At 38.8% G+C, this 26075-nt stretch carries 23 protein-coding genes and 2 tRNA genes; 9 read left to right on the top strand and 16 right to left on the bottom strand.

Annotated features, from left to right (window positions below):
- Positions 1-2: 2 nt before the first annotated feature.
- Positions 3-425, top strand: coding sequence for a hypothetical protein (locus ABW51_RS05345; RefSeq protein WP_053465867.1), 423 nt, complete (start codon positions 3-5; stop codon positions 423-425).
- A 21-nt stretch (positions 426-446) separates the two neighbouring features.
- On the opposite strand, the gene ABW51_RS05340 is transcribed toward ABW51_RS05345, so the two are convergent.
- The 5 genes from ABW51_RS05340 to ABW51_RS05320 all read right to left on the bottom strand — a co-directional run bounded on the left by ABW51_RS05340 (position 447) and on the right by ABW51_RS05320 (position 4345).
- A complete protein-coding gene (locus tag ABW51_RS05340; protein WP_053465866.1) occupies positions 447-911 on the bottom strand; it encodes a hypothetical protein in 465 nt (154 codons plus the stop codon).
- Positions 912-1023: 112 nt separating this feature from the next.
- Entirely contained in the window at positions 1024-1605 is a 582-nt protein-coding gene (gene dolP / locus ABW51_RS05335; protein WP_053465865.1) for a division/outer membrane stress-associated lipid-binding lipoprotein, read from the bottom strand.
- 56 nt (positions 1606-1661) lie between these two features.
- On the bottom strand, positions 1662-2246 hold the full coding sequence (locus ABW51_RS05330) for a D-sedoheptulose-7-phosphate isomerase (RefSeq protein WP_053465864.1): 585 nt from the start codon (positions 2244-2246) through the stop codon (positions 1662-1664).
- 12 nt (positions 2247-2258) lie between these two features.
- Positions 2259-2618: a YraN family protein gene (locus ABW51_RS05325; protein ID WP_053465863.1), complete on the bottom strand. Its 360-nt coding sequence runs from the start codon at positions 2616-2618 to the stop codon at positions 2259-2261.
- Positions 2618-4345 carry a penicillin-binding protein activator gene (locus ABW51_RS05320; RefSeq protein ID WP_053465862.1) on the bottom strand — a complete coding sequence of 576 codons (1728 nt, stop codon included), beginning with the start codon at positions 4343-4345 and terminating at the stop codon, positions 2618-2620. Before ABW51_RS05320 ends, ABW51_RS05325 begins: the two co-directional genes overlap by 1 nt.
- 74 nt (positions 4346-4419) lie before the next feature.
- Here ABW51_RS05320 and rsmI point away from each other — a divergent pair, with 74 nt between their 5' ends.
- The 3 genes from rsmI to ABW51_RS05305 all read left to right on the top strand — a co-directional run bounded on the left by rsmI (position 4420) and on the right by ABW51_RS05305 (position 7495).
- On the top strand, positions 4420-5271 hold the full coding sequence (gene rsmI, locus ABW51_RS05315) for a 16S rRNA (cytidine(1402)-2'-O)-methyltransferase (RefSeq protein WP_053465861.1): 852 nt from the start codon (positions 4420-4422) through the stop codon (positions 5269-5271).
- 101 nt (positions 5272-5372) lie between these two features.
- A complete protein-coding gene (gene tldD, locus ABW51_RS05310; RefSeq protein WP_053465860.1) occupies positions 5373-6821 on the top strand; it encodes a metalloprotease TldD in 1449 nt (482 codons plus the stop codon).
- Between the two features lie 122 nt (positions 6822-6943).
- Complete coding sequence (locus ABW51_RS05305) at positions 6944-7495, top strand: NlpC/P60 family protein (protein ID WP_053465859.1); 552 nt, start codon at positions 6944-6946, stop codon at positions 7493-7495.
- Between the two features lie 85 nt (positions 7496-7580).
- Here the strand turns inward: ABW51_RS05305 and fbp are convergent, their stop codons facing one another.
- Positions 7581-8582 (bottom strand): class 1 fructose-bisphosphatase, encoded by a 1002-nt coding sequence (gene fbp / locus ABW51_RS05300; RefSeq protein WP_005635818.1) that lies wholly within the window; start codon positions 8580-8582, stop codon positions 7581-7583.
- 234 nt (positions 8583-8816) lie between these two features.
- Between fbp and truA the strand changes: the two genes are divergently transcribed.
- Positions 8817-9626 (top strand): tRNA pseudouridine(38-40) synthase TruA, encoded by an 810-nt coding sequence (gene truA / locus ABW51_RS05295; RefSeq protein WP_053465858.1) that lies wholly within the window; start codon positions 8817-8819, stop codon positions 9624-9626.
- Positions 9627-9718: 92 nt separating this feature from the next.
- On the opposite strand, the gene ABW51_RS05290 is transcribed toward truA, so the two are convergent.
- Genes ABW51_RS05290 through ABW51_RS05265 form a run of 6 tightly spaced genes read right to left on the bottom strand, consistent with a single transcriptional unit; the run spans position 9719 to position 16145 of the window.
- The gene (locus tag ABW51_RS05290) at positions 9719-10735 is read right to left on the bottom strand and encodes a YeiH family protein (protein WP_053465857.1); all 1017 of its coding nucleotides are present in this window, start codon (positions 10733-10735) and stop codon (positions 9719-9721) included.
- 11 nt (positions 10736-10746) lie between these two features.
- Entirely contained in the window at positions 10747-11556 is an 810-nt protein-coding gene (locus tag ABW51_RS05285; protein ID WP_053465856.1) for a peptide ABC transporter ATP-binding protein, read from the bottom strand.
- Positions 11556-12605: a peptide ABC transporter ATP-binding protein gene (locus ABW51_RS05280; RefSeq protein WP_053465855.1), complete on the bottom strand. Its 1050-nt coding sequence runs from the start codon at positions 12603-12605 to the stop codon at positions 11556-11558. Before ABW51_RS05280 ends, ABW51_RS05285 begins: the two co-directional genes overlap by 1 nt.
- A gap of 3 nt (positions 12606-12608) precedes the next feature.
- The gene (locus tag ABW51_RS05275) at positions 12609-13496 is read right to left on the bottom strand and encodes an ABC transporter permease subunit (RefSeq protein ID WP_053465854.1); all 888 of its coding nucleotides are present in this window, start codon (positions 13494-13496) and stop codon (positions 12609-12611) included.
- Entirely contained in the window at positions 13486-14451 is a 966-nt protein-coding gene (locus ABW51_RS05270) for an ABC transporter permease (protein ID WP_053465853.1), read from the bottom strand. The genes ABW51_RS05275 and ABW51_RS05270 overlap by 11 nt, the downstream gene beginning before the upstream one ends.
- Positions 14451-16145, bottom strand: coding sequence for an ABC transporter substrate-binding protein (locus tag ABW51_RS05265; RefSeq protein ID WP_053465852.1), 1695 nt, complete (start codon positions 16143-16145; stop codon positions 14451-14453). The genes ABW51_RS05270 and ABW51_RS05265 overlap by 1 nt, the downstream gene beginning before the upstream one ends.
- A gap of 69 nt (positions 16146-16214) precedes the next feature.
- Between ABW51_RS05265 and ABW51_RS05260 the strand changes: the two genes are divergently transcribed.
- A complete protein-coding gene (locus ABW51_RS05260) occupies positions 16215-17627 on the top strand; it encodes a YcjX family protein (protein WP_053465851.1) in 1413 nt (470 codons plus the stop codon).
- 37 nt (positions 17628-17664) lie between these two features.
- Here the strand turns inward: ABW51_RS05260 and ppc are convergent, their stop codons facing one another.
- Positions 17665-20304 carry a phosphoenolpyruvate carboxylase gene (ppc, locus tag ABW51_RS05255; protein ID WP_053465850.1) on the bottom strand — a complete coding sequence of 880 codons (2640 nt, stop codon included), beginning with the start codon at positions 20302-20304 and terminating at the stop codon, positions 17665-17667.
- 183 nt (positions 20305-20487) lie between these two features.
- Entirely contained in the window at positions 20488-21498 is a 1011-nt protein-coding gene (gene purR, locus ABW51_RS05250) for an HTH-type transcriptional repressor PurR (RefSeq protein ID WP_053465849.1), read from the bottom strand.
- 354 nt (positions 21499-21852) lie between these two features.
- Between purR and dapD the strand changes: the two genes are divergently transcribed.
- Entirely contained in the window at positions 21853-22680 is an 828-nt protein-coding gene (gene dapD, locus ABW51_RS05245; RefSeq protein WP_053465848.1) for a 2,3,4,5-tetrahydropyridine-2,6-dicarboxylate N-succinyltransferase, read from the top strand.
- A gap of 59 nt (positions 22681-22739) precedes the next feature.
- On the opposite strand, the gene purA is transcribed toward dapD, so the two are convergent.
- Together purA and lysC are read right to left on the bottom strand one after the other, a co-directional pair.
- A complete protein-coding gene (purA, locus tag ABW51_RS05240; protein ID WP_053465847.1) occupies positions 22740-24038 on the bottom strand; it encodes an adenylosuccinate synthase in 1299 nt (432 codons plus the stop codon).
- Between the two features lie 129 nt (positions 24039-24167).
- Complete coding sequence (lysC, locus tag ABW51_RS05235; RefSeq protein ID WP_053465846.1) at positions 24168-25520, bottom strand: lysine-sensitive aspartokinase 3; 1353 nt, start codon at positions 25518-25520, stop codon at positions 24168-24170.
- A gap of 303 nt (positions 25521-25823) precedes the next feature.
- On the opposite strand from lysC, the gene ABW51_RS05230 reads away from it, so the two are divergent.
- Together ABW51_RS05230 and ABW51_RS05225 are read left to right on the top strand one after the other, a co-directional pair.
- Positions 25824-25900 (top strand) — tRNA-Met (locus ABW51_RS05230).
- A 5-nt stretch (positions 25901-25905) separates the two neighbouring features.
- Positions 25906-25990, top strand: a tRNA-Leu gene (locus tag ABW51_RS05225).
- Positions 25991-26075 lie beyond the last annotated feature (85 nt).

The following is a 26075-nucleotide window of genomic DNA, read 5'->3' as shown; positions in this document are numbered from 1 at the left end:
TTATGGCATATAACTTAGATAAGAAGCTCAAAGAATTTGAGTTTGAACGTAAACAGGTATTGCATCATCTTGCGTTACTTGATGTGAACATTACCACATTAAAACGTGCTATTGAGCTTACTCAACAGGAAAGTGATGTAGCCCTTTATAATACGGACAACTTTGTGTACCGTTCCAAATATAAGCTTTTTAAAGGGAAAATTCGTAAATACATCGTGCAAATGATGCGAGAATCCCCCAACAAAGCCTTTACAATTGCCGAACTCATGCAACGCATTTTTGAGATTGAACAAAATCCTGATACACCATCCGAAAAACATCTTGATTCCGTTCGTAAACAACTGAATGAGTTTTATAAAAGAGAATGGATTGATAGAATTCAAATCAGCCGAAATGAGGTTCACTGGCAATGGAAACAAAAATAGCGGTATTTCTACCGCTATTTACTATCCTTGCTCAAGTGTTCTCAATCGCCAATGTTGTGAGTTATCTATTAAGCATTTTTCCACTAACGATTTATACTTTAAATAGTTTAATGTACAAGCAATCGTTTGTGATTGTTTATACGGTATGACTTCTTCAATCTCTTGCCCATCTAACTTCATCGCTAGATATGTAATCTCCTTCACACTTAACCATTTTGAAGGCTCTTGTTTTAGTACCTGAGCAATCAACTGTTGAGGCGAAGTTTGAAAACGAAGATTTCTAAATTTTGGGTTTGACGGTAAAGGCGGTTCTTCCCGACCTTTTGCGTGATTTAATGCCATACGATAGTCTGAAATCTTCCGATCAAGATCTTTTAATTCTTTATGGAGTTGCTTGATTTGCGCTGCAATTTCTTTCTTTTCGGTTTCAATTTCTTCAATCGCTTCTTCAAGCGCATTTTCCAAAGTTGATTTTTGTTTTGTCATTGACTATTCTTACCTTTTGTACATAAAAGATAAGAAAATGTAGCAGAAACAACAAATTAAATCTTTGTGCAACTGCTACATAATACCGTGAGTTTTTACCGCACTTTGAAGATTAGTTGAGATATTTGAAAACTTTAATTACTTTTTGCACGCCACTGATTTTACTCGCAATGTCTGCGGCCGCATCAGCTTGGGCATGAGTCACTGTACCGAGTAGGAAAACTTCTCCATTTTCGCTAATAACTTTTACATCTGTCGCTTTAACTCGACCATCGACTAACATTTTTGATTTGACCTGAGTGGTAATCCAACTGTCTTTGCTGATTTGTGCAAAAGAGATTTTCGGGCCAACAGTCAGCTCGTTATAAATGTCATTGACACCTTCAACACCTTTTGCAAGAGCTGTGGCAGTTTCCTTTACACCACTATTAGGAACTTGACCTATTAAAAGCACTCGACCATTGTAAGATACGGCATTTACACGGCCTTCAGCCTTAATTTGGGCATCTTTTTCTACAGCATTTTCTACTTTAAATTCTAGGGTTTCATCATCAATTTGTGTCCCTGTGGTTCGAGGATCGGTACCTACTTTAGCCGCTACAGCTCCACCACCAATCACAGCGGCAACACATCCTTGTAAAAAGATTGTTGTGCCAAGTACGATAACCAGTTTTTTTAATGGGGATAATGTCATAATTAACTCCTTTTTAGATGAAATTACTGCTAGTTTGAAATTGATTTATTTTTCTGTCAAGCACTTGGGAACAAGGTATGGTCAACTAATTCACAAAGGGCATTGATAACAAAAAGATGGTTTTCTAAGACTCGACTTTCTTTGGTGGCAGGAATGGATATTTCCAAGTCATTGTCTGCTAAAATTCCCTGAATAGCATCGTTATTAGAGCCAGTGAGTGCAATAACATTAACCTCTTTATTTACTGCATGAGAAATAATGTTTAGTACAATTTTCTCTGTTCCCAAAGGCGCAAAAGCGATAAGTAAGTCACCCGATTTGGCAACGGCATTAAATTGATGACAATACAATTCCTCAGGCGAGTGTTCAAAAACAAGAGAAGAACCCACCGCACTTTCTAAACTTAAGAGCACTGAGGGAAAACTTGGTCTTGCTAAATCGTATCGATTAAGTAAGTTAGATACGAGAAACTGTGCATTGGCATAAGAACGCGAGACGCCACAAGCGATCACTTTATTTCCGCCTAGCAAACATTGCATCACCATTTGGGTAGCGTTAGCAATATTTTCCGAAAGCATGCTAGACGCTGCAATTTGAATTTGAATACTTTCGCTATAAATATCTTTTACTTTTTGTAACATTATAAAAAGCCGTTAATCGAGAAAATTAGGAATCCATTGAATATCTTGGGGCGTTTTGCCAAAGGCGATTAAATCAAAACGACAATCGGCATCTTCTAAGCTCATATTTTGTTTTGCAAGCCATAAATTTGCGGCATCTAACCATTTTTGTTGTTTTCGCCAATCTACGCTTTCTACTGCTGAGCCAAAGGCATTATTAGAACGTTGGCGAACTTCAACAAAAACGATAGTTTCTTTGTCATTCATTATTAGATCAAGTTCACCACATTTGAAATTTTGATTAGCCGCAATAAATGTTAAGCCTTTTGATTCTAAAAAAAGGCGAGCTTGATGCTCAAAGCTCGCCCCTTGCTGACGTTTTAAAGAAAACATTAGTTTGCAACTGGTACAATTGCACCATTTTGATATTGATACCAAGTCATATCACGTTCAACATTACAATTAGTGCCTGCGCTTAAAATACCGGTTAAGCCACTTAAGCGATAGCCTGGCACTTGGCGTAATTCATTAAATTGATTAATGAGTAACCAAGCATCCGCACCCATTGCATATAAACGCATTAATTGATATTCACCGCCAGTTGTTTTGGCTAGTTTTTGATATTGTGGTGAATTGGTATCTTTAAAAAATGGAATATCGCTAAACTGTACACCGTTCATCTGTGTGATAAAGTCCGTGTTGGTGTTTGTCGCATTTGCGCTTGCTCGTGAGCTGGCATAAATCACTAAATTAGGCGCGATATTTGTTAAATAACCTCTCATTTCTGCCAGTTCAGTTGGACTTGCTACGGCGTAAAGTGCGGTTGTATTTGAGTTATTTTCTTGAACGAAATAGGTCACATCCGCAGGCAAATTGTAGTAACGGATATTCGCATCAGTACCTGCTAATTGTTGCCAACGTACATTAAAGGCATTGCCTACGCGTTGCCCTAAATCATTTTGTGGCATTGCGACAAGTGGATTACGCACGCCATCGTTCCACATTTTATTGGCAGCAGATTCAGCTTCATCTTCTGGCGAAAGTCCGTAATAACAAAGTTGAGCAATAGCGCGAGAATTTGGTGTGGCATTTAATGCAAGCACATCCATATCTTGAATTTGTGCAGGATCCGCTAAAATCACATCAAGATTTTGTTTTAGTAATGGACCGACTAAGGTTTTAATTCCCGCTTGTTTGGCTTGTGCAATAATCTCTTGGACAGAATTCATTGAGGTATCAAATACTTGTACTGGAATCATAGAATCGCCTTTTGCATCGTTAAAACCAGATTGAATAGTTGTACCAAGAATTTGTCCGTCACCACTTAATGGCAAGAGTAAACCAATTTGTGACACATTAGTTTGTTGGAAATTAAGCAATGTAAGCAATTCTTTTGGGAACAACGTTGCGGCTGCATGATTTGGGTAAGCATTTTTCCAACTTTGTAATGCTTGGCTTAATTGAACTGGTTGGCGAATATAATCGTTGTAGGTTTTGATTAACGCTAACCAACCACCTAAAGCCGCGTTGCCTTCATCTGAAGCATTATTGATTACGCCAGTATTTGCTGAACGTAACAATGCCCAAGTTTTATCAATGTTATCTTGACGACGTTGTACATCTGTTAAATTCTTATCCATCTCTACCCGCGCTTTTACGGCTTCAATGATGTCTTTACGGTTTTCAGCAACAATAGCTAAGGTTTCGTAATAACGAGATTTTTGTGACGGGCTTAATTTATTTAAATCCAACGCACGTAATTGATTTTGAGCGACTTCATTAGCATTTTTTGCAGCAGAAATTCTCGCTTCAATTAATGCACGATCTAATTTTTGCGCATCATTTAATTCACCTAATTCACTTAATAACGCTTCTGATTGTTCAACTTTATTTTCACTGATTAACACACGAGCTGCGAGCAATTTATAGGTTTGTTGATCTTCAAGTTCTTGTGCTTGTCCTAACTTATTCATATAAAATTCGGAACTTGCATTCGCATCTTGTTGTAAAGTTTGTGTGAAATTGCTACCAAGTAGATTTGAACAGCCAGCTAAGGCCATTGACAATAAAATTGGCATTAAACGTTTTTTAAAACGTCCGCCTTGTAATAGAATAGACATCTTCGCTCCATCATAATAAACAGACAATAGTTGTAGCAGATCTTACTTATCTCATAACTTAAAAGCAAACAAAAATGACTGATTTAACCGGAATTTTATACATTGTTGCCACGCCGATTGGCAATTTACAAGATATTACCCAGCGTGCTTTAGAGACTTTTGCGCAAGTGGATTTAATTGCTGCAGAAGATACCCGTCATAGTGGCCTTTTATTAAGTCATTACGGTATTAAAAAGCCCTTTTTTGCTTTGCATGATCACAATGAACAAGAAAAAGCCCATATTTTGGTGGAAAAACTCAAGCAAGGTAGCAATATTGCTTTGATTTCTGATGCGGGGACGCCATTAATTAGCGATCCTGGTTTTCATTTAGTGCGTCAATGCCGTGAGGCAAACATTCGTGTTGTTCCTTTACCAGGAGCCTGTGCGGCAATTACCGCACTTTGCGCATCGGGAATTGCTTCTGATAGATTTTGTTTTGAAGGCTTTTTACCTGCGAAAAGTAAAGCGCGCAAAGATAAATTAGAAAATATCGCAGAAGAAGACCGCACTTTAATTTTTTATGAATCCACTCACCGTATTTTAGATACATTAGAAGATATGCAATCGGTGTTAGGGGAAGAACGATATATTGTGTTAGCCCGCGAAATTACTAAAACTTGGGAAACGATTACGGGGAATACGATTAAAAATTTACGAGAATGGCTGTTAGAAGAGCCAAATCGTACAAAAGGCGAGATGGTTTTGATTGTTGAAGGAAAACCAAAGTCTGACAATAACGATGAAATCTCCCCACAAGCGGTGAAGGCACTTGAGTTAATTGCAGAAGAATTGCCACTTAAAAAAGCAGCAGCTATAGTTGCTGAGTTGTATGGTTATAAGAAGAATGCTTTGTATCAATTTGGATTAGCGCATTTGGAAAAATAACCTCAAAATCAACCGCACTTTATTAATCCGATTTTAATCTGTGCTGTTGTATTAAACGGATACAAGCACTCACAAGATATTTACTTTAGACTGGAAAAAATATGTTAAACCAAGTTTCAAATACATTACTGACACCAAGTAATCTTTCAACTAAAGCATTGCTCAATATTTTCGACATGATGTCGCATCGTAATATTGACTATGCTGATTTGTATTTTCAACTTAGCCAAGATGAAAGTTGGGTATTGGAAGATGGCATTATAAAAGAAGGCGGTTTTCATATTGATCGTGGTGTTGGCGTGCGGGCAGTTTCTGGTGAGAAAACAGGCTTTGCTTATGCCGATCAAATTAATCTTGCTTCTTTGCAGCAATGTGCAGAAGCAGTGAAAGGAATTGCGCAAGTCAAACAGGGGAATTTGATTTCGCCATCCGCTTTTAATGTTGTAAATCCTATTGCTCGTTATGCGGCGATTAATCCTTTGGAAAGTTTAACCAAAGAGAAAAAAATTGAGCTATTACATTTGGTTGATCGTACAGCTCGAGCTGAAGATCATCGTGTAACCAAGGTTTCAGCAAGTCTTAGTTCCGTTTATGAAGAAGTATTAGTCATGGCGACGGATGGTACACTAGCAGCAGATATTCGTCCTTTAGTTCGCTTATCTATTTCAGTGTTAGTAGAAGAAAATGGCAAACGTGAGCGCGGCAGCTGTGGTTCAGGTGGGCGTTTCGGTTTAGATTGGTTCTTTGAAATTGTTGATGGCGATATTAGAGCTGTAAGATTTGCTAAAGAAGCGGTTCGTCAAGCCTTAGTAAACCTTAGTGCAGTTGCAGCACCAGCGGGATTAATGCCTGTTGTATTAGGTGCTGGTTGGCCTGGGGTGTTGCTACACGAAGCAGTAGGTCACGGTTTAGAGGGGGATTTTAACCGTAAAGAAAGTTCACTTTTTACAGGCAAGATTGGCGAACAAGTGACTTCACCGTTATGTACGATTGTGGATGATGGCACGATTGAAAATCGTCGAGGATCATTGACTATTGATGATGAAGGTGTGCCAAGCCAGTGCAATGTACTCATCAAAGACGGGATTTTGCAAGGTTACATGCAAGATAAAATGAATGCCCGTTTGATGGGCGTGGCTCCAACGGGAAATGGACGACGTGAGTCTTATGCTCATTTGCCAATGCCTAGAATGACCAACACCTATATGCTTGCGGGACAAAGTCACTTTGATGATTTGATTGCTTCTGTAGAACAGGGGATTTATGCACCGCACTTTGGTGGCGGGCAAGTGGATATTACGTCTGGTAAATTTGTATTTTCTACTTCAGAAGCTTATTTAATTGAAAAAGGAAAAATAACGAAACCTGTGAAGGGCGCAACTTTAATTGGCAGTGGTATTGAGGTGATGCAAAAGATTTCTATGGTTGCAGATAAATCAGAACTTGATTTAGGTATCGGGGTTTGTGGCAAAGAGGGGCAAAGTGTGCCAGTCGGCGTTGGACAGCCCGCACTAAAAATTGATGAAATTACTGTTGGTGGTACAAATTAAACATAAAATTGCGCAAAAGATCACAAAAATCCCATTAAAATTGGATTTTTACTGGCAATCTTATTCAAATTTTGATAGTCTCGGGCAGAATTTTATTTTATATCTTTTAATTATTTTAAATTATGTTAAAAAGAATTTTAGTTATTATTGGTTTAGCGACACTCGCAACCGCTTGTTCTAATGGCCCTCGAACGGCAAATCATCAGGCTATTTCTGAAAGTGATGATGCTCAATTAACGGGTTTGATTAGTAGTTTAGAAAAAGGTAATCGTTCAGGGATTTTCCATAAAGTGAGAACAAACCGTTCATCAGCTTTAATGGGGGATAAGGCTTTAGCTGGTGTGTATAATGAATGGGTGGGAACCGCCTATCGTATGGGCGGTACAACCAAACGTGGTATTGATTGTTCTGCATTTATGCAAACGACTTTTTCTGAAGTTTTTGGTATTGAATTGCCTCGTTCTACGGCTGAACAGCGTCATTTAGGTAGAAAAATTAATAAATCAGAACTTAAAAAAGGCGATTTAGTTTTCTTCCGTAAAAATAATCACGTTGGTGTTTATATTGGTAATAACCAATTTATGCACGCAAGTACAGGGCAAGGTGTGACAATAAGTTCCCTTGATGAAGAATATTGGGTTAGAACTTACACTCAATCGCGCCGTATCATGTAATAAAAAAGAAAACCGAACATTAAGTTCGGTTTTTTTGATCAGTTTATTGATAAAAAATCCCCTCTTTTAGTCGAGGGGATTTTTATTATTCTTTAAATTCTTCCATCATTTCTTGCGCTTTTTTCACCATATCTTCAGAACCAACAAATAGTGGAACACGTTCATGAAGTGCGGTTGGTTCGATATCTAAAATTCGGCGATAACCATCTGTTGCCACACCACCAGCTTGCTCCGCTAAAAATGCAATTGGATTGCCTTCATATAATAAACGGAGTTTTCCATTTGGATAGTTGGTTGCACTTGGGTAAATATAAATGCCACCCTTTAATAAGTTGCGGTGGAAGTCTGCTACAAGTGAACCAATATAGCGAGAGGCGTAAGGGCGATTGGTTGCTTTATCTTCTTCTTGGCAATATTTAATATATTTTTTCACACCTTGCGGGAATTTAAGGTATTGTCCTTCATTGATGGAATAAATACGCCCCGTTTTTGGCATTTGCATGTTTTCGTGAGAAAGACAGAATGTACCGATTGATGGATCATAAGTAAACCCATTTACTCCGTTACCAGTGGTATATACCAACATAGTTGATGAACCATAAACAATATAACCCGCGGCAACTTGTTTATTCCCTGGTTGTAAGAAATCTTCTAAGGTGACAGGTGTGCCAATTGGAGATACGCGACGATAAATGGAGAAAATTGTACCGACGGATACGTTTACATCAATATTTGAAGAACCATCAAGGGGATCCGTTAAAATAATGTATTTTGCATTGCGTCCACGTTCCGTATCAAATGCGATAAAACTTTCTTCTTCTTCAGATGCAAAACCAGCCACTTCTTCGCGTGCCATTAATGCCGCTTTCATCGTGTTATGGGCGAATAAATCAAGTTTCATCTGACTTTCGCCTTGTACATTTTCAACACCAGATTGACCGAGAATATTTGTTAAGCCTGCTTTGTTAATATCTCGATGAATAATTTTCGCTAAAAGACGAATTGACGACAAAATACCACTCAATTCCCCTTTTGCGTTTGGATATTCAGCTTGACGTTCAACGATAAATTCACTCAATGTTTTCATAATTTTCCTTTTAGTTTTTCATAATGCGTAAGTTAATTATAGGGAGTTTGGCGTATAAACTCTAATGGCAGATTATCAGAATGGGATCTTTATCACAAAAAATTCACATTTATTACTGCAATTTTTAGAAACTATCGCTTATTTTTGAATAAATTTTGGAGTGCTTTTATGAATTTGCGCTCCAAATAAACTTGAGCTACTATAACCGCACTTTATTAAGCCAAAAGGTAAAAAATGAAAATCGCATTAGGCATTGAGTATAACGGGCAAAATTATTATGGTTGGCAGAGACAAGAAAAAGTCCGTAGTGTACAAGAAGAATTAGAAAAGGCACTTTCTTGTATTGCAAATGAAAAAATTGAAATATTTTGTGCTGGCAGAACGGATTCTGGCGTAAGTGGAACGGGGCAGGTTGTTCATTTTGAAACCAATGCGGTTCGCCCAGAGAAGGCTTGGGCTTTTGGCACTAATGCTCATTTACCCGATGACATTGCGGTGGCTTGGGCAAAACAAGTTGATAATGAATTTCACGCCAGATTTTCCGCAATAGCACGCCGTTACCGTTATATTCTTTATTGTAATAAATTACGCTCTGCGATTTTAGCAGGAGGAATGACTCATTGTCATTTAGATTTAGATGCCGAAAAAATGTATCAGGCAGGGCAATGTTTATTAGGGGAACATGATTTTTCCTCTTTCCGTGCGGCGCAATGCCAGTCTCATACCCCTTGGCGTAATGTGCATCATTTGAATGTGTCTCGTATTGGAAAATATATTATTGTTGATATTCAGGCAAACGCTTTTGTGCATCATATGGTGCGCAATATTGTGGGCAGTTTGATGGAGGTCGGTGCTGGAAATCAGCCGATTGAATGGATGCAATGGCTACTTGAGCAGAAAAATCGTCAGCTTGCCGCACCAACAGCAAAACCCGATGGATTGTATTTGGTTGATGTGATTTATCCGCAGAAGTTTGATATTCCTAAACGCCCAATTGGTCCTTTATTTTTAGAGGATGGTTTATTAAATCGTACTTTGAAGTAAAGCGTAATTTCATGTTTTAAATAATCATATCTGAAAATATTCTTCATAAAAAAAGACCGTACTTTAAAAGTGCGGTCAATCTTAAGTGAATTTTATATTAATTTTGATATTCCATAATTCACTAAAAATCCACCAATCACTAGCCATAAATAAATCAGAGTTCCTAAAACAAGCGGTTTTAATCCTGCTTTCTTGATTGCGCTTGCTTGCGTCGTTAATCCAAGGGCAGTCATCGCTGAAATTAATAAGAAAGAATCGATTTCAACGAATAATTTCACAAGTTCTTTTGGTAATAAATCAAAAGAATTAAAAATGGCAACGCCAATAAAAAGTACAGCAAACCAAGGAATTGTAATTTTGTGTGACGTATTTTCTGATACCCCATCATTACGTGTTAATAACCAAGAAAGCATTAATAAAAATGGTGCGAGCATCATCACTCGGATCATTTTGGTAATGACGGCGGTATTCGCCACGATAGGATCAATATTTCCCCCAATCGCATAAACTTGAGCCACTTCATGCACGCTAGAGCCAACATAAATACCGAATTGATGAGCGTTAATTAAATCTTGTGACCACGTGTAGAACAAGGGGTAAGTAAAAATAGCAAGCGTCCCGAAAATGACCACTACGGCAATCGCCACTGAAACTTTATGGGATTCTGCTTTGGTCACAGGCTCTGCCGCCATAACCGCTGCCGCACCACAAATGCTGCAACCTGCTCCAGTGAGATAAACCAATTGTTTATCCATTTTTAGATAACGAATGCCTAAAAGTGCGGTAAAAAAGAAGGTTGAAATTAGCATGATTGCATCAGTGACAACCGCATTTAATCCTACATCGGCAATATCGCCAAAAGTGAGGCGAAAACCATACAGCACAATGCCAGTGCGAAGAAGCGTGCCTTTGGCAAATAACACGCCTTTTTCCACTTGTGTTGAAAATTGCGGATAAATGGTATTGCCGATTGCCATTCCCAGCAAGATAGCAATAATTAAAGCACTGATATGATAATGATGGGAAAAATCAGTGTTTCCTAAATAGTTAGCAAGTATAGCGATAATCGCAATAAATATAAGTCCGAAATAAAAGGGACGTGTGTTCATTTTTTCTCTCCTTAGTGAGTGTTTTTGTCTTTTACCCAAGCGGTTTCATCTAAAATTTTGCCAAAATAGCTTTCGACTAAGCGACGAGTAACATCAGTTTGTGGATCAGTAAAAAGATTTTGAGGGCTGCCATATTCAATCATTTTTCCTTCATCCATTACGATAATCGTATCTGCAATATGTTTAATTACACCGAGATCCTGTCCCACATAAATATAAGAAATACCTAAACGTTGCTGCAGATCAAGAGTTAAATTTAGTAATTGAATGCGCACTGAGGCATCTAAATTACCTAGTGCATCATCTATAATAATTATTTCAGGTTCTAAAATCAGCGCGCGTGCCAAAGCGACACGCTGTTTTTGGCTGATAGAAAGATTTTTAATTTTTAGATTTGTGTAATCAGGGTAAAGCCCTACAAGTAGCAGTGTTTCAAAGATTTTTTGATTGCGACGTTCTTCATCCCAATCTGTTGCTAAACGTAGCGGCGCATCTAATGCCTCACCGATATTTAAGCGAGGATTAAACGCTGAATTCGCATCTTGGAACACCATTCGAATATGTTGTGCACGGTATTGGAAATCCTCGAATTGCAATTCATGATCGTTAAATAAAATTCTGCCAGAAGTGGGCTGAGTAATGCCCGCGATCATTTTTACTAACGTTGATTTCCCAGAACCATTTTTGCCGATAATTGCTAAGGTTTGTTGGCGCTCAAGAGAAAAACTTACATTTTCTACCGCATTAAAGTCACTCGTACCAAATAAACGCTTGCGGCCTTTGAAGGTTTTCGTTAAATCTTCTACTTGTAATAACGGCATTATTCATTTCCTTTGCTTGCAAGTGTTAATGGTGCACTCGTTGCTTTTTCTTTGAAGGTTTTCTCGCGTAAATTAATTGGATAATGGCAAGAAAATTCATGTTGTTTTATTTTGAATCGAGTTGGTTTTTCAATACATTTTTTCTGTGCAAAAGGACAACGAGGACCAAGACGGCAACCAATAGGCATTTGTTCTAAAATTGGCACGCTACCTTCTAAGGTGCTTAGCTTGGTTTTAAATCCTAAGGGCTGAGTAAAATCAGGCACGGCATTAATTAATGCTTGCGTGTAAGGATGATGAGGACTTTCAAGCAACATTTGTGTTGGGCCTGATTCCGTATTTTGCCCACAATAGAGTACAGAAATTTGATCGCACCATTCACTAATACTTCTGATGTCATTGCTAGCCAATAAAACGGTTGTGCCTTGGTTTTGGTTCATACTAGAAAGTAATCGAAATACCTGTAATGCTGTTGTCGCTTCTAATGCATTAGTCGGTTCATCGGCAATAAGCAAGCGAGGCTGATTTGCTACTGCAATAGCAATCATGACTTTTTGCCCTTCTCCTTCCGTTAATTCATTAGGATAGCTTGCCATGATGTCTTTGTGTTCTTTTATCCCTACACGATGCAATAATTCAATGGCACGGCGTTTTTTCCAACCAAACCATTGCCACCATTTGCCTTTAAATGTCCAATTCGGGATATTTTGGATTAATTGTTTACCAATTTTCCGACTTGGATCAAGACAAGAAAGGGGATCTTGGAAAATCATGGATATTTCTTTGCCGACCAATTTTCGGCGTTTATTGGGAGTAAGTTTTAGTAACTCTACATCATGAAAGCGAAAGCGATCGGCGGTAATAATCCAGTTTTCTTTGATGGCATTACAAATTACTTTAGCGATTAAACTTTTGCCAGAACCTGATTCGCCAACAAGCCCACAAATTTCCCCTTCATTGATCGATAAGTTTACGCCGTCTACAATCTTAACGAGGCCGTTTGAGGTTTGTATCTCGATATTTAGGTTACGGATGTCTAGTAGTGCCATAAATTATTCGTAATATTGGTTGATAGCTTTAGTTAAGCCATTGCTAAAAATAATGCTTAATAAAATGGTAAAAATAATTGCAAAGCCTGGGAGTAATACTGTCCAAGGTGCAAGATAGAGTAGTTCTAAAGAATCTCGAATCATTGCTCCCCATTCTGGGGTTGGTCGTTGTGCGCCAAGGGAAATAAAACTCAAGGCGCTAATATCCAATATAGCGACAACAAATGCGCGTGCAATTTCTTGAACATAGATTACGGTGATATTCGGCAAAATCGTACTTTTTAATAATTCCCAGTTAGAAATTCCCTCGAGTTTTAACATCAGCACGTAATCTTTTTTCAATTCTTGTTGAATTGCTCGATAAATTGCATGGATGAAATACGGTAATATCGCTAAAAGTGTTGCGAACATCGCATTTAATAAACTCGGTTCCATTAATGTGGAAATCACGATGGCAATGAGCAAAATAGGGAGCGATAAAAAAGCATCGAAAATATGGCCAACAAAACGCGCTTTTAAGCCCTTCAACATACCAGCAACAATGCCAAGCGTTCCACCAATTAAGGCAACGGCAAGTACGACTATCAACGATGATCCAATAGTGTAACTTGTGCCCATAATTAGTCGGCTTAGTACATCACGGCCTAAATCATCGGTACCAAAGAAAAAGGCAATTTGCCCTTTTTCGACCCAAGATGGCGGCATTAATTCTTGCCCGACAAACTGCATATTATGAGCATAAGGCGCGATCCAACCGCTGAAAAGTGCGGTTAGAATTAACAACGTTAATAAATAAAAGCTGAACAACGCAATGGTATTTTTGCGAAATAGCAGCCAGATTTGGAATATTGAAGTATTTTCTCGAAATTCTTCAGGTTCTTTATCTTGCATACCAACCTTTCTTTTTAAATGGATCAAGCACTAATGTTATCGCTTTAATTAAAGTGTCGATCAAAATAATGCAAACGCCAATGACAACTACCCCCGCAGAAATACTATTGTAATCTTGTTGCGTTACGGCATCGATCAGCCATCGACCAATTCCAGGCCAACCTAAAGCCGTTTCTACCAACATACATTGAGTTAATACTAGGGTAAACACACGCGGTACTTGTGGAACAAGCAGAGGAAACGTGTTACGGAATACATATTGATGGAGAATTTTCCATTTTGACCAACCGCGTGTTGTGGCAACTTTGGCAAAATTTTGGTTCAAAATATATTCTGCTCGTTGTTGAATAATTCGGATAATTTCCATTGTTGGCAAAATGCAAAGCACCAGTGTTGGTAAGGCTAAATGTTGTAAAACATTTTGTACAATTTTGGTGCGATAAGGCACATCTATAAACCAAACATCAATGACAGGGAAACCAGTAATCGGTTTTATTTCATAGAGTAAATTGTATTGCCCAATAGACGCAATTTCCCAATGATTTACCGCTGCGACATAAAGCAAAATCGGCGCGAGCCAAAATATTGGGATCGACAAACCAACATAAGATAAACTTTTTAAACTCTTTGCAAAAATATGCTGAGAATTTACCGCGCTTATAATGCCAAGCGGCACACCGAGAATGAATGCCAATAAAAGTGCGGTAAAACAGAGTTCCAATGTGGGTGGAAGCACTGTTAGAATCAAATCTATCAGCGATTTTCCACCATTATAAGTAATCCCAAAATCACCATGTAATAAGGTGCTTAAATAATTAAAATAACTGGTGTAAATATTGTGAGTGACGAGATCAGCATTAAGTGGATCTCGTAATAAAATCACGAAACTTAGCAAAGATAATACGAGCAAGAGCAACGTTACCCAAAGGGAATGGCGAATAACAGACCACAACATTAGGGTTTCTCCTTGTGTAAGCGTAAGTCAGAAAAGTTAAGACTACCAAAAGGTGTCATTTCCACACCTTTTACTTGGCTATTGGCTACTAAAATACGTTTCACATTTGCGATAGGGATAATTGGTAATTCCTGTAGAATCAGTTCTTGAGCGTCATTATAAGCACGCGCTCGTTCAGATAAATTAGATGTAGCAATCGCGCGATCCATTAAATGATTAAATTCTTCGTTACACCAGTTAGATAAATTTGTGATTTCATTTTGCGTATTACAGCTCAAAATAGGGCGCATAAATCCATCAGGATCAAGATTTCCTGCTAACCATCCAGCTAAAATTAAATCATAATTTTCTGATTTATTACGAAGTTGCTCACTCAAAAATGTGCGTGTCACTGTCCGCACTTTCACTTTCACACCGACTTGATCTAAATCGGATTTAATCATTTCCGCCATTTTAAAAGGAGCTGGGTTATACATTTGTTCTTCATTAATCATCCATAAATTGAGCGAAAGATGTTTATTTTCTAATTTTTTCTTCGCGACTTTTGGACTGTAATCAAAATCAAATTCTGGCGTGTTTACGCTAGAAGCCCAAGATACTTCAGGGATAATGTTATTCGCCACTGTCGCAGTATTGTGATAGATGTTGTGAATAATGCGTGCGCGGTTCAAACTTTGTGAAATGGCTTCTCGAATACTACGATCCTGCATCAATGGTTTTTCAAAATTGAAAGCAAGATATGCCAAATTCATTCCGTCAGTGGATTGCATATAGTAGTGCTTATCATTGCTCTTTAATAAGCCAATTTGGCTCACTTCAGGATAAGAGGCTATTTGACATTCATTATTGAAAAATTTGACGAGTCGCCCGTTTCTATCGGTAGATAAATCCACAATGATATTTTCAATTTTTGCTTCTTTTTTCCAATAGTTTTCGTTACGCACTAAGCGAACATATTGGTTATACACATAATCTTTTACTTGATAAGGCCCAGTGCCCACGGGGTGAGTATCTAATTGAGTGAGATTATCGTCAGCACTTAATTGATAGGCATATTCTTGTGAAAAAATAATGGCATATTGGCTGGCAAGATGCGACAAGATCGATGAATCAGGCTCAAACAATTCAATTTTCACTTGATAAGGTGAAAGTGCGGTCACTGATTTGATTTTTTCATTAAGTTTAATGCTATCAAAATAAGGAAAGCGAACTTTTCTTGCTTGCTCGTGAAACACTTTATATTGTGGATTTTTATAGGTAATTGCTGTTTCTGCTAGGGTTGGCAAGTAGGTGTCATGACCCAAGACACGATTAATTGAAAACACCACATCTTCCGCATTAAAATCACGAGTGGGGGTAAACCAAGGCGTATGATGAAATTTCACCCCGCGGCGTAAATTAATCAAAATTTCTTTGTTATCAGGTGAAATTGAATAGGATTGTGCGAGCACTGGTGTAACGTTCGCACTATGGTTTTTTATTTCAAAAAGTTTGTTATAAATTTGTTCTGTGACGACATTCATACTGGTGCCTGCATCCGCAGTTTGTGGATTAAAAGAAAATCCAGAGGCATTAGTACAATAAGTTAATCCGTTTTCTGTTAGGTGTTCTGGTACGCGCGGGGCCGCTTGAAATTGGGAGTTCAAGCCAATACCAAATAGAAAACAGAAAAACGTAAGATTTTTGCGTAACATAACAAATGCATTGTGATAAATTATGTGTCAAATTGTAAGGCATATTAGTAAAAATGGCTAGGATATTGAATGTTTAATCGGGTTCAAAACGAAATCAATCAAATTATTAATCGTGGTTTTGACCGCACTTTGCGCTTGGCGGTAACAGGGTTAAGTCGGAGTGGAAAAACGGCGTTTATTACAAGTTTAATCAATCAACTTCTCTCCATTAATCAAAATTCATCACAGCATTTGCCCTTGTTTGAAGCAGCTAGAAATGGTGCGATCTTGTCGGTGAAACGAGTATCTCAACAAGATCTCAGCGTGCCACGTTTTGATTATGAAAGTAATTTAAATGATTTGTCACAAAATCCGCCGCAATGGTTTCAATCTACTCGGGGTGTGAGTGAAACGCGTTTAGCAATTCGTTTTCAACGCCAATCTGGCTTGCTACGTCATTTGAAAGAACGCGGCACGCTTTATCTGGATATTTTTGATTATCCAGGGGAGTGGCTGCTCGATTTACCGTTGTTAAATCTAGATTTTCAACAATGGTCACAAGAGCAAATCAAGGTTACCACTGGCGTTCGTGAAGAATTGGCGCAGAATTGGCTTTCCATGTTACAGGATTTGGATTTAAGTGCAGTCGCAAATGAAGATGTTTTAGCTAAGATAGCGAAAAGTTATACGGATTATTTACACCAATGTAAGTCGCAAGGCATGCAATTTATTCAGCCTGGGCGATTTGTATTGCCAAGTGATTTAGAGGGTGCGCCAGCATTACAATTTTTTCCATTAATTCATCTTTCGGAAGAACATTGGCAAACCTTGAAAAAAACAGCTAAATCAAATAGCTATTTTGCCGTGTTGACAAAACGTTATGATTATTATCGCAATAAAATTGTGAAAGGTTTTTACGAAAATTATTTTTCTACCTTTGATCGCCAAGTGATTTTGGCGGATTGTTTAACGCCTTTAAATCATAGTCAGCAAGCCTTTTTAGATATGCAAATGGGTTTAAACCAGTTATTTAATAATTTCCATTATGGCAGCAGAAATTTTCTTCATCGTTTGTTTTTCCCGAGAATTGATCGATTAATGTTTGTTGCGACGAAGGCGGATCATATTACTCGTGATCAAATTCCTAATTTAGTGAGTTTAATGCGTCAAATTGTGCAAGAGGGTGGTCGCCATGTGGAATTTGAAGGAATCGATACGGAATATACCGCTATTGCTGCTGTTCGTACCACAAAGCAAGTGATTGTGAATCAGCAAGGAAAAGAAATAAAAGCGATTCAAGGGATTCGTTCTATTGATAAACAACCGATTACGCTTTATCCAGGAACAGTACCAAGTAAATTACCAAAAACAGAATTCTGGCAAAAACAACCGCACTTTGATTTTGATAGTTTTGAACCTCAGCCTTTAGAACAAGGCGAAACGATTCCTCATTTGAGAATGGATGCGGTTTTACAATTTTTATTAAGTGATCGATTTGAATAAAAAAGTGCGGAAAATTTTCCGCACTTTTTTCATCTTTCTAGCCCGTATTGCGCATCCCTGCCGCGATACCTGTGATGGTAATCATCAATGCTTGTTCCACATCGGGGTTCACTTGCTCAGGATTTTCACGGAAACGGTGAAGTAATTCCACTTGCAGTAGGTTGAGTGGATCCGTGTAGATATTACGCAATGCGATTGAATCTGCAATCCAAGGTAAATCAGACATCAATTCACTTTGGTGAGAAAGTGAAAGCACAGTTTGAATATCATCTTTAAGTTGCTTACGTAAATTTTCGCCTAAATACCAAAGTTCTTTTTTCACTAATCGTTGATCATATTGTTGGGAAAGCCAAGCATCTGATTTACTAAAGACCATTTCCAACATACCAATTCGCGTTGAAAAGAACGGCCAGTTTTCGCACATTTCATGAATAATATCGTCTTTGTCTTGTTCGATAATTTGACGTATAGAGGCACCAGCCCCTAACCAAGCTGGTAGCATTAAGCGATTTTGCATCCAGGCAAAAATCCAAGGGATGGCGCGTAAACTTTCCACGCCGCCATTTGGATTGCGTTTTGCAGGGCGAGAACCAAGTGGCAATTTGGAGAGCTCCTGTTCTGGCGTCGCACTGCGGAAATAAGGCACGAAATCTTTATCGCCACGAACCACGCCACGATAAATATCGCAAGAAATAGTGGAAAGTTCGTCCATTACAGTGCGCCATTCTGGTTTTGGTTCTGGTGGCGGTAACAAATTTGCTTCTAAAATGGCGCTGGCGTAGAGATCAAAGGTTTCTACTGCCACAGCCGGTAAACCCAGTTTAAAGCGAATCATTTCGCCTTGTTCTGTCACACGTAAACCATTTTTTAGTGAACGAGGCGGTTGAGAAAGTAATGCCGCGTGAGCTGGCGCACCACCACGACCAATGGTGCCACCACGTCCGTGGAATAAAGTGAGTTCAATGCCAAGTTTTTCCGTTAAATTCACTAAGGCTTCTTGCGCACGATATTGCGCCCAAGAGGCAGCCATCATTCCAGCATCTTTGGCGGAATCTGAATAACCAATCATCACCATTTGACGATTATTGATCACGCCACGATACCAACCCACATTGAAAAGTTGAGTCATCACTTTTTCGGCTGCATCTAAATCGTCTAAGGTTTCAAATAGCGGCACAACAGGAATGTGATATGGCACGCCTGCTTCTTTTAAGAGTAAATGAACGGCTAAAACATCAGAGGCACTGCGTGCCATCGAAATAACATAACAAGCAATAACACCTTGTTTTTGTTGCGCAATGACTTTGCAAGTATCTAAAATTTCTTTGGTTTCAGGCGATGGCGTCCAGTTTTGCGGAATTAATGGACGGCGCGAGCTTAATTCCCGAATTAAGAAAGCCTGTTTATCGTCTTCCGTCCATTGAGAGTAATCGCCTAAACCAATATAGCGTGTGATTTCTGCAATGGCATCGGTGTGACGTGTGCTTTCTTGGCGAATATCCATTTGAGAAAGCGTCACGCCAAAACAACTAATACGGTGCAAAATATTCAACAATGAACCATTTGCAATAATGCGCATTCCGCATTGAATTAAAGATTGATAACAATCGTAAAGCGGCTCCCAAAGTTGGCTATCTTCTAAAATAATCTCGCTTTCGGATACGCGCGGTGTGCGATCTGATAGGTGATCATCAAAATAAGCTAATGTTGCCGTAAGTTGATTGCGTAAATTTTTCACCACAAAGCGATAGGGTTCTAAATGCTCGCCATATTTATCACGAAATTCATCGCTACATTTCACCATTGAAAGTTCATCGGCTAATTTGCTGATGTCTTGCAAGAATAAATCTGCTGCTTTCCAACGGGCAAAATAAAGTACTTTTTTGGTGATTTGTGCGGTGACAAATGGGTTTCCATCACGGTCGCCACCCATCCAAGAGGAAATACGCACAGGTTTTAATCCTACTGGCAAATCGTAACCTAAAAATTCACGAGCGGTTTCGTTGAGTTGGCGTAAAAATTCTGGTACAGCTTGCCACAAACTGTTTTCCAACATTGCAAATCCCCATTTTGCTTCATCAAATGGCGTTGGACGAACAGTACGAATTTCGTTGGTATGCCAAGCCTCAGCGATTAAGCGAAGTAATAGACGCTCAATAATATTGCGTTCTTTTTCCGTTAAATCATGATGTTCTAGCTTGCTTAAACATTTATTGATTTCAATGTGTTTATGAATGAGTGAACGACGTGTTGTTTCTGTTGGATGTGCGGTCAGAACAAGCTCAATTAATAATTTTTCAACGGTTTTATGCACCTCTTCTACAGAGGCATTTTGTTCTTTTAAGCGTTTGAAAAGTTCGCTTAAGGATTGAGAAGAACTTTGTGCTAGAGAATGTTCACGCGAAATCGTTTGATATTGTTCCGCAATATTCGTGAGGTTTAAAAATTGGCTGAAAGCGCGTGCGACGGGAATAATATTTTCATTAGAAATACTACCGAGCGTGTCGAGCAATTCTTGTCTTGCTTTATCATCACCCGCACGAGAATTACGAGAAAGTTTACGAATATTTTCGATTAACTCGAGAATATCGGCACCTTGTGCATCGTTGATTGTTTCTCCGAGAAAACGCCCTAACATACTAATGTTATTGCGCAGAGTGGTGTACTCTTGTGTCATAGGAACTCCTAAAAGTAAAAAATAAAACTCGTAAGTTGGCGATAGATATAACTAAAAATAGGGTGGAGGGCAAATGCTATTTATAGAAACATTGAAGATAATCAAGAAAAGCGAAAAAATAGCTAAAAAAGAACCGCACTTTTTAGTGATTGTTTAAAAAGTGCGGTTTATTTTTAATAAGTTTTATAAAATTGATTTAACGGATTTTCGAATAATAAGTTCAGGGCCAATATCAATACGGCTATATTGCTGAACGCCCTGATCTTTTTGGCTGATGCGCTCTAATAAAATATTCACCGCCTGTCTGCCTAATCGTAGCTTCGATTGGTGAATGGTGGTTAATGGTGGTGCGTAGAAACGTGAGGCATGAATATCATCATAGCCGATAATCGACATATCCTCTGGCACACGCAAGCCTTTTTCTGTCAGAGCGGAAATTGCACCGAGTGCCATCACATCGTTACAACAGAATAGGGCGGTTGGTAATTCCTCTTGAGCCAGTAAACGATTCATACATTCATAACCGTCTTCAGGCTCAAATGCACCTTCGAAAATCCAAGGTTCATGCACTTCAAGATTTGCATCTGCCATCGCTTTTAAAAAGCCTTCATAACGAGTTTTTGCTGTAGTTTTATTGAGTTCACCGCAGATAATCCCAATTTTTTTATGACCGCACTCAATGAGGTGTTGGGTTGCTAAATAACCGCCATCAAAACTATGATCATCAATTACATCGGTATTCGCATTTGGGCCCCAATCCATTACAACCATTGGAATACTGGAAAATGACGAAAGTAAATCTAATGAATCCTGTGTGTATTCAGAACACATCACAAGTAAGCCATCAACCCGTTTTTTTGCCAACATTTCTAAATGATTTTTGACTTTTTCAGGATCATTTTGTGTATTACACAAGAACAACGAATAACCTTGTCGATAGCAATGTTCTTCAACAGAATGAATAATCTCCGCAAAATACGGTGCTTCACTGGTCGTCACAATCATCCCAATGGATTTTGTGGTATTAACTTTCAAACTGCGCGCCACGGCACTGGGTGAATAATTAAGTTGCTTAATTGCCAATAGAACGGCTTCTTCCGTATCTTTTGCTACGAAACGGGTTTTATTAATAACATGAGATACTGTTGTGGTGGACACGCCAGCCATTTTTGCCACATCTTTAATTGTTGCCATATTCCGCTCCCAAAAAATTTTGCTCATTATAAAGGTTTGTAGAAAATTTCGTTACTTTTATTGAGATTTTTTTGTAAAAGGGATGATTTTTTTTTTAAAATCTTGCTACAATGCGCCATCATTTTTAGTGAGGAGAAAAACATGAGTGATTTTGGTTATGCAATGATTGCAGTTGTATTGAGTATGTCAGTCGTTTGTGGTTTGGCGCTTTCTATTTTTTAATCTATGATGTTTTAGGATCACCGCAGTTTGTTTTAAGACAAAGTGCGGTGATTTTTTTTCGGTGTTTTGCTTGCCTGTTTAAAATATGGTAAAACTAACGCCGTTTTATTCACAACATATATAGGAAGTTCTATGTCAAATTTACAAGCAATTATTGAAGCTGCATTTGAAAAACGTGCAGAAATTACACCAAAAACCGTTGATGCAGCAACGCGCGCAGCAATTGAAGAAGTAATCGAAGGATTAGATTCTGGTAAATACCGTGTTGCAGAAAAAATTGATGGCGAATGGGTAACACATCAATGGTTAAAAAAAGCGGTTTTACTTTCATTCCGTATTAATGACAACCAAATCATTGATGGTGCAGAAACCAAATATTACGACAAAGTGGCATTAAAATTTGCGGATTACACCGAAGAGCGTTTTGCTCAAGAAGGTTTCCGTGTCGTGCCTTCAGCAACGGTGCGCAAAGGGGCGTATATTTCTAAAAACTGCGTATTAATGCCATCTTATGTAAATATTGGTGCATACGTTGGCGAAGGCACCATGGTAGATACTTGGGCAACGGTTGGTTCATGTGCGCAAATTGGTAAAAATGTGCATTTATCGGGAGGTGTAGGCATCGGTGGTGTATTAGAGCCATTACAAGCTAATCCAACCATTATCGGTGATAACTGCTTTATTGGCGCACGTTCAGAAGTGGTGGAAGGCGTTATCGTAGAAGATGGCTGTGTTATCTCAATGGGCGTATTCATCGGTCAATCAACCAAAATTTATGATCGTGAAACTGGTGAAATTCACTACGGCCGTGTACCAGCAGGTTCTGTAGTGGTATCTGGTAGCCTTCCATCAAAATGTGGAAAATATAGCCTATACTGCGCCGTAATCGTGAAAAAAGTGGATGCAAAAACTTTAGGTAAAGTGGGTATTAACGAATTATTACGTTCTATCGAAGAATAATTAAAATGCTGTAAAAAAAGACCGCACTTTTGAAAGTGCGGTCTGAAAATCAAAAGAAATTAAGCTGCGAACGGATCTCGTAAAATCATAGTTTCTACACGATCAGGACCAGTTGAAAGAATATCAATTGGTACGCCAGTCACTTCTTCAATACGTTTAATATAGTTAATGCAGTTTTGTGGTAATTTATTTACATCCGTGACGCGGAAAGTATTTTCTTTCCAGCCAGGTAATGTTTCATAAATTGGTTCTATTCCTTCCCAATCTTTCGCTGCTAATGGTGCATATTCAACGATTTCACCATTTGGCATTTTGTATGCAACACAGATTTTTACTTCATCAAAACCATCTAACACGTCTAGTTTGGTCATACAGAAACCTGAAATGGAATTGAGTTGGATTGCACGACGAATGGCTACGGCATCGAACCAACCACAACGACGTGGACGGCCTGTTACTGCACCAAATTCGTTACCTTTACGCGCAATTTCAGCACCCACATCATCAAATAATTCCGTTGTGAATGGGCCACCGCCTACACGAGTACAGTAAGCTTTGATGATACCAAGTACATAGTCTAAGTTACGAGGGCCAAAACCAGAACCTGTTGCAACACCGCCAGCTGTTGTGTTTGAACTGGTTACATACGGATAAGTACCGTGGTCGATGTCCAACATGGTACCTTGTGCACCTTCAAATAAAATGTGCTCACCATTTTTGCGTGCAGTATCAAGAATTGTAGTGATGTCTGCCACCATACCTGTGATTACATCGGCAATTGCCATCACATTATCTAAGGTTTTTTGATAATCGACAGGTTCAACTTTGTAGTAGTTCACCAATTGGAAATTATAGTATTCAAGGATATTTTTGAGTTTTTCGGCAAAGGCTTCTTTATCAAATAAATCGCCTACGCGTAAGCCACGACGAGCTACTTTATCTTCATAAGCTGGCCCAATACCACGACCAGTCGTACCGATAGCTTTTTTGCCGAGTGCTGCTTCACGGGCGTGATCCATCGCCACATGATAAGGCAAGATTAAAGGACAAGCTTCTGAAATTAACAAACGTTCACGAACTTTAATACCACGGCTTTCAAGTTCGCCCATTTCTTTCATTAATGCTTCAGGTGAAACCACAACGCCATTACCAATTAAGCAAGTTACGTTTGGATGTAACATACCAGATGGAATTAAACGTAATACTGTTTTCTCTCCATTGATGATAAGTGTGTGACCTGCGTTGTGACCGCCTTGGTAACGAACTACGTATTTTACGCGATCCGTTAGAAGATCGACGATTTTCCCTTTACCTTCATCGCCCCATTGAGCGCCTAAGATAACAACACTTTTTCCCATAATTTCCGCCTTTTATTCGGTTAAATTAGTCAAATGAACAGCCGTCTACTTTACTCTTTTTCGGTTTTAATCTCAATGATATAAAAGAAAAAGTGCGTTGATTTTTCACCGCACTTTAGGCTTTCTACTTTATTCAAATAAAGATTTGTGTAATGAACGAACGACTTCGTCAGCATGTTCACTTTGCACGAGCATACAAATATTGTTGGTACTCGCGCCATAACTAATCATGCGCACGTTGTAAGATTGAAGCGTATCAAAAATACGTTTTGCTACACCGGAAGCGATATGTAAGTCGTTGCCGATTAATGCGACTAATGATAATCCAGTATCGACTTTCACTGAACAATATTGGCGAAGTTCATCTAACAATTCGGTTGAAAGCAATTCTGCTCCTGAAGATGCGGAGCCTGTTTTATCTAATGTTAATGCAACGCTCACTTCTGATGTAGTGATAGTATCCACTGAAATTTTGTGTTTAGCCAAAATGTTAAATACATTCGCTAAGAAACCTTGCGCATGCAGCATACTTAAACTTGAAAGAGTGAGTAAAGTTTGATCTCGGCGTAATGCAATTGCACGGAAAGTTGGACGAGGTTGAGGATCGCGAGTAACCCAAGTTCCGCCCGCTTCTGGTGCTTTACTTGAACCTACATAAACGGGGATATTACTGCGAACTGCGGGGAGTAATGTGGCTGGATGTAGCACTTTTGCGCCAAAGGTTGCCATTTCAGCTGCTTCAGCAAAGCTCATTGTGTCAATACGTTGTGCAGCAGGAACAATGCGTGGATCAGTTGTGTAAATACCCGCAACATCAGTCCAAATTAAAACGTCTTTTGCATTTAATACTTCGGCTAACAAAGCAGCAGAGTAGTCGCTACCGCCACGGCCTAATGTGGTTGTTTTACCGCTTGGCTCACGTCCGATAAAACCTTGTGTAATGACTAATTCGCCTCGGTCTATTAATGGTTTTAAAATGCTATCGCTGTTTAATTGGGTTTGTTCATCATTCGGTGCGGCTTTACCAAAATGGTTATTGGTTGCAACAATTGTACGTACATCAACCCAAGTGCCCGATGCGTTTTGTTCACGTAAAATCTCAATAAAGATTTGAGTTGACATCATTTCACCGTGGCTGATGAGTTCGTCGGTTAATGCGGGAGAGGTTGCAAGACTAGCTGCTTCAGAAAGTGCGGTAATATTTTCAAGATATTTTTCAATAATCGGACGAACACGGCTGTCGTCTTTTAACTCATTCAAAATATTCTCTTGAATTTGACGGATTTCACCGATTAATTTTTCACGTTCTGTCGCTGCTACACCATTTGCTAACGTGACTAATAAATTCGTCACCCCAGCTGATGCAGAAAGCACGACTACGCGTGTATTTGGATCAGCGATGACAATTTTTGCACAAGCCGTCATCGCTGCATGATTGGCTACAGATGTTCCGCCAAATTTGGCGACTGAGAGATGGGACATAAGATACTCCTTGATGTTGTGTTTTTAGAATAATGAACATTAGAAATAACGATTTAGACATTTTTTGTCAAATAAATTTTAATTAAAAATGAATAGATAAGTGAGTAAAAGAGAAATAGCGATTAAAGTGCTAAAAAAGCCAATATCATATTGTAGAAATGTATAAAAAATAGTTGATGTGTTTTATTAATAATCAAATGAAAAGGAAAATCCAAATATTTTAAAAAAAGTATTTGACGAGTATAGTCAAAATCAGCATAATACGCCCCGCAAAGCCGATATGGTTAGGCAAATTAAGGTAATGGCTACATAGCTCAGTTGGTTAGAGCACAACACTCATAATGTTGGGGTCGCAAGTTCGAATCTCGCTGTAGCCACCAAATTTGCGGGACTGGCGAAATTGGTAGACGCACCAGATTTAGGTTCTGGCGCCGAGAGGTGTGTGGGTTCAAGTCCCTCGTCCCGCACCATTTATCGCTTTGTAAGTCAAATAGTAGTTGGGGTATCGCCAAGCGGTAAGGCACCGGGTTTTGATCTCGGCATCCCTAGGTTCGA

The organism is Haemophilus sp. C1 (assembly GCF_001276515.1).
In the GTDB taxonomy this organism is placed as follows: Bacteria; Pseudomonadota; Gammaproteobacteria; order Enterobacterales; family Pasteurellaceae; genus Haemophilus.
This window is presented reverse-complemented; position numbering and strand designations above follow the sequence as displayed.

Excerpts from the sequence above, each read along its gene's own strand:
- ABW51_RS05270 (WP_053465853.1), bottom strand. The coding sequence starts at position 14,451 with ATGTTGTGGTCTGTTATTCGCCATTCCCTTTGGGTAACGTTGCTCTTG.
- ABW51_RS05305 (WP_053465859.1), top strand. The coding sequence starts at position 6,944 with ATGTTAAAAAGAATTTTAGTTATTATTGGTTTAGCGACACTCGCAACC.
- ABW51_RS05345 (WP_053465867.1), top strand. The coding sequence starts at position 3 with ATGGCATATAACTTAGATAAGAAGCTCAAAGAATTTGAGTTTGAACGT.
- ABW51_RS05320 (WP_053465862.1), bottom strand. The coding sequence starts at position 4,345 with ATGTCTATTCTATTACAAGGCGGACGTTTTAAAAAACGTTTAATGCCA.
- ABW51_RS05275 (WP_053465854.1), bottom strand. The coding sequence starts at position 13,496 with ATGCAAGATAAAGAACCTGAAGAATTTCGAGAAAATACTTCAATATTC.
- dolP (WP_053465865.1), bottom strand. The coding sequence starts at position 1,605 with ATGACATTATCCCCATTAAAAAAACTGGTTATCGTACTTGGCACAACA.
- ABW51_RS05290 (WP_053465857.1), bottom strand. The coding sequence starts at position 10,735 with ATGAACACACGTCCCTTTTATTTCGGACTTATATTTATTGCGATTATC.
- ABW51_RS05330 (WP_053465864.1), bottom strand. The coding sequence starts at position 2,246 with ATGTTACAAAAAGTAAAAGATATTTATAGCGAAAGTATTCAAATTCAA.
- truA (WP_053465858.1), top strand. The coding sequence starts at position 8,817 with ATGAAAATCGCATTAGGCATTGAGTATAACGGGCAAAATTATTATGGT.
- lysC (WP_053465846.1), bottom strand. The coding sequence starts at position 25,520 with ATGTCCCATCTCTCAGTCGCCAAATTTGGCGGAACATCTGTAGCCAAT.
- purR (WP_053465849.1), bottom strand. The coding sequence starts at position 21,498 with ATGGCAACAATTAAAGATGTGGCAAAAATGGCTGGCGTGTCCACCACA.
- tldD (WP_053465860.1), top strand. The coding sequence starts at position 5,373 with ATGTTAAACCAAGTTTCAAATACATTACTGACACCAAGTAATCTTTCA.
- ABW51_RS05285 (WP_053465856.1), bottom strand. The coding sequence starts at position 11,556 with ATGCCGTTATTACAAGTAGAAGATTTAACGAAAACCTTCAAAGGCCGC.
- rsmI (WP_053465861.1), top strand. The coding sequence starts at position 4,420 with ATGACTGATTTAACCGGAATTTTATACATTGTTGCCACGCCGATTGGC.
- ABW51_RS05260 (WP_053465851.1), top strand. The coding sequence starts at position 16,215 with ATGTTTAATCGGGTTCAAAACGAAATCAATCAAATTATTAATCGTGGT.
- ABW51_RS05340 (WP_053465866.1), bottom strand. The coding sequence starts at position 911 with ATGACAAAACAAAAATCAACTTTGGAAAATGCGCTTGAAGAAGCGATT.
- ABW51_RS05280 (WP_053465855.1), bottom strand. The coding sequence starts at position 12,605 with ATGGCACTACTAGACATCCGTAACCTAAATATCGAGATACAAACCTCA.
- purA (WP_053465847.1), bottom strand. The coding sequence starts at position 24,038 with ATGGGAAAAAGTGTTGTTATCTTAGGCGCTCAATGGGGCGATGAAGGT.
- ppc (WP_053465850.1), bottom strand. The coding sequence starts at position 20,304 with ATGACACAAGAGTACACCACTCTGCGCAATAACATTAGTATGTTAGGG.
- ABW51_RS05265 (WP_053465852.1), bottom strand. The coding sequence starts at position 16,145 with ATGTTACGCAAAAATCTTACGTTTTTCTGTTTTCTATTTGGTATTGGC.
- ABW51_RS05325 (WP_053465863.1), bottom strand. The coding sequence starts at position 2,618 with ATGTTTTCTTTAAAACGTCAGCAAGGGGCGAGCTTTGAGCATCAAGCT.
- fbp (WP_005635818.1), bottom strand. The coding sequence starts at position 8,582 with ATGAAAACATTGAGTGAATTTATCGTTGAACGTCAAGCTGAATATCCA.
- dapD (WP_053465848.1), top strand. The coding sequence starts at position 21,853 with ATGTCAAATTTACAAGCAATTATTGAAGCTGCATTTGAAAAACGTGCA.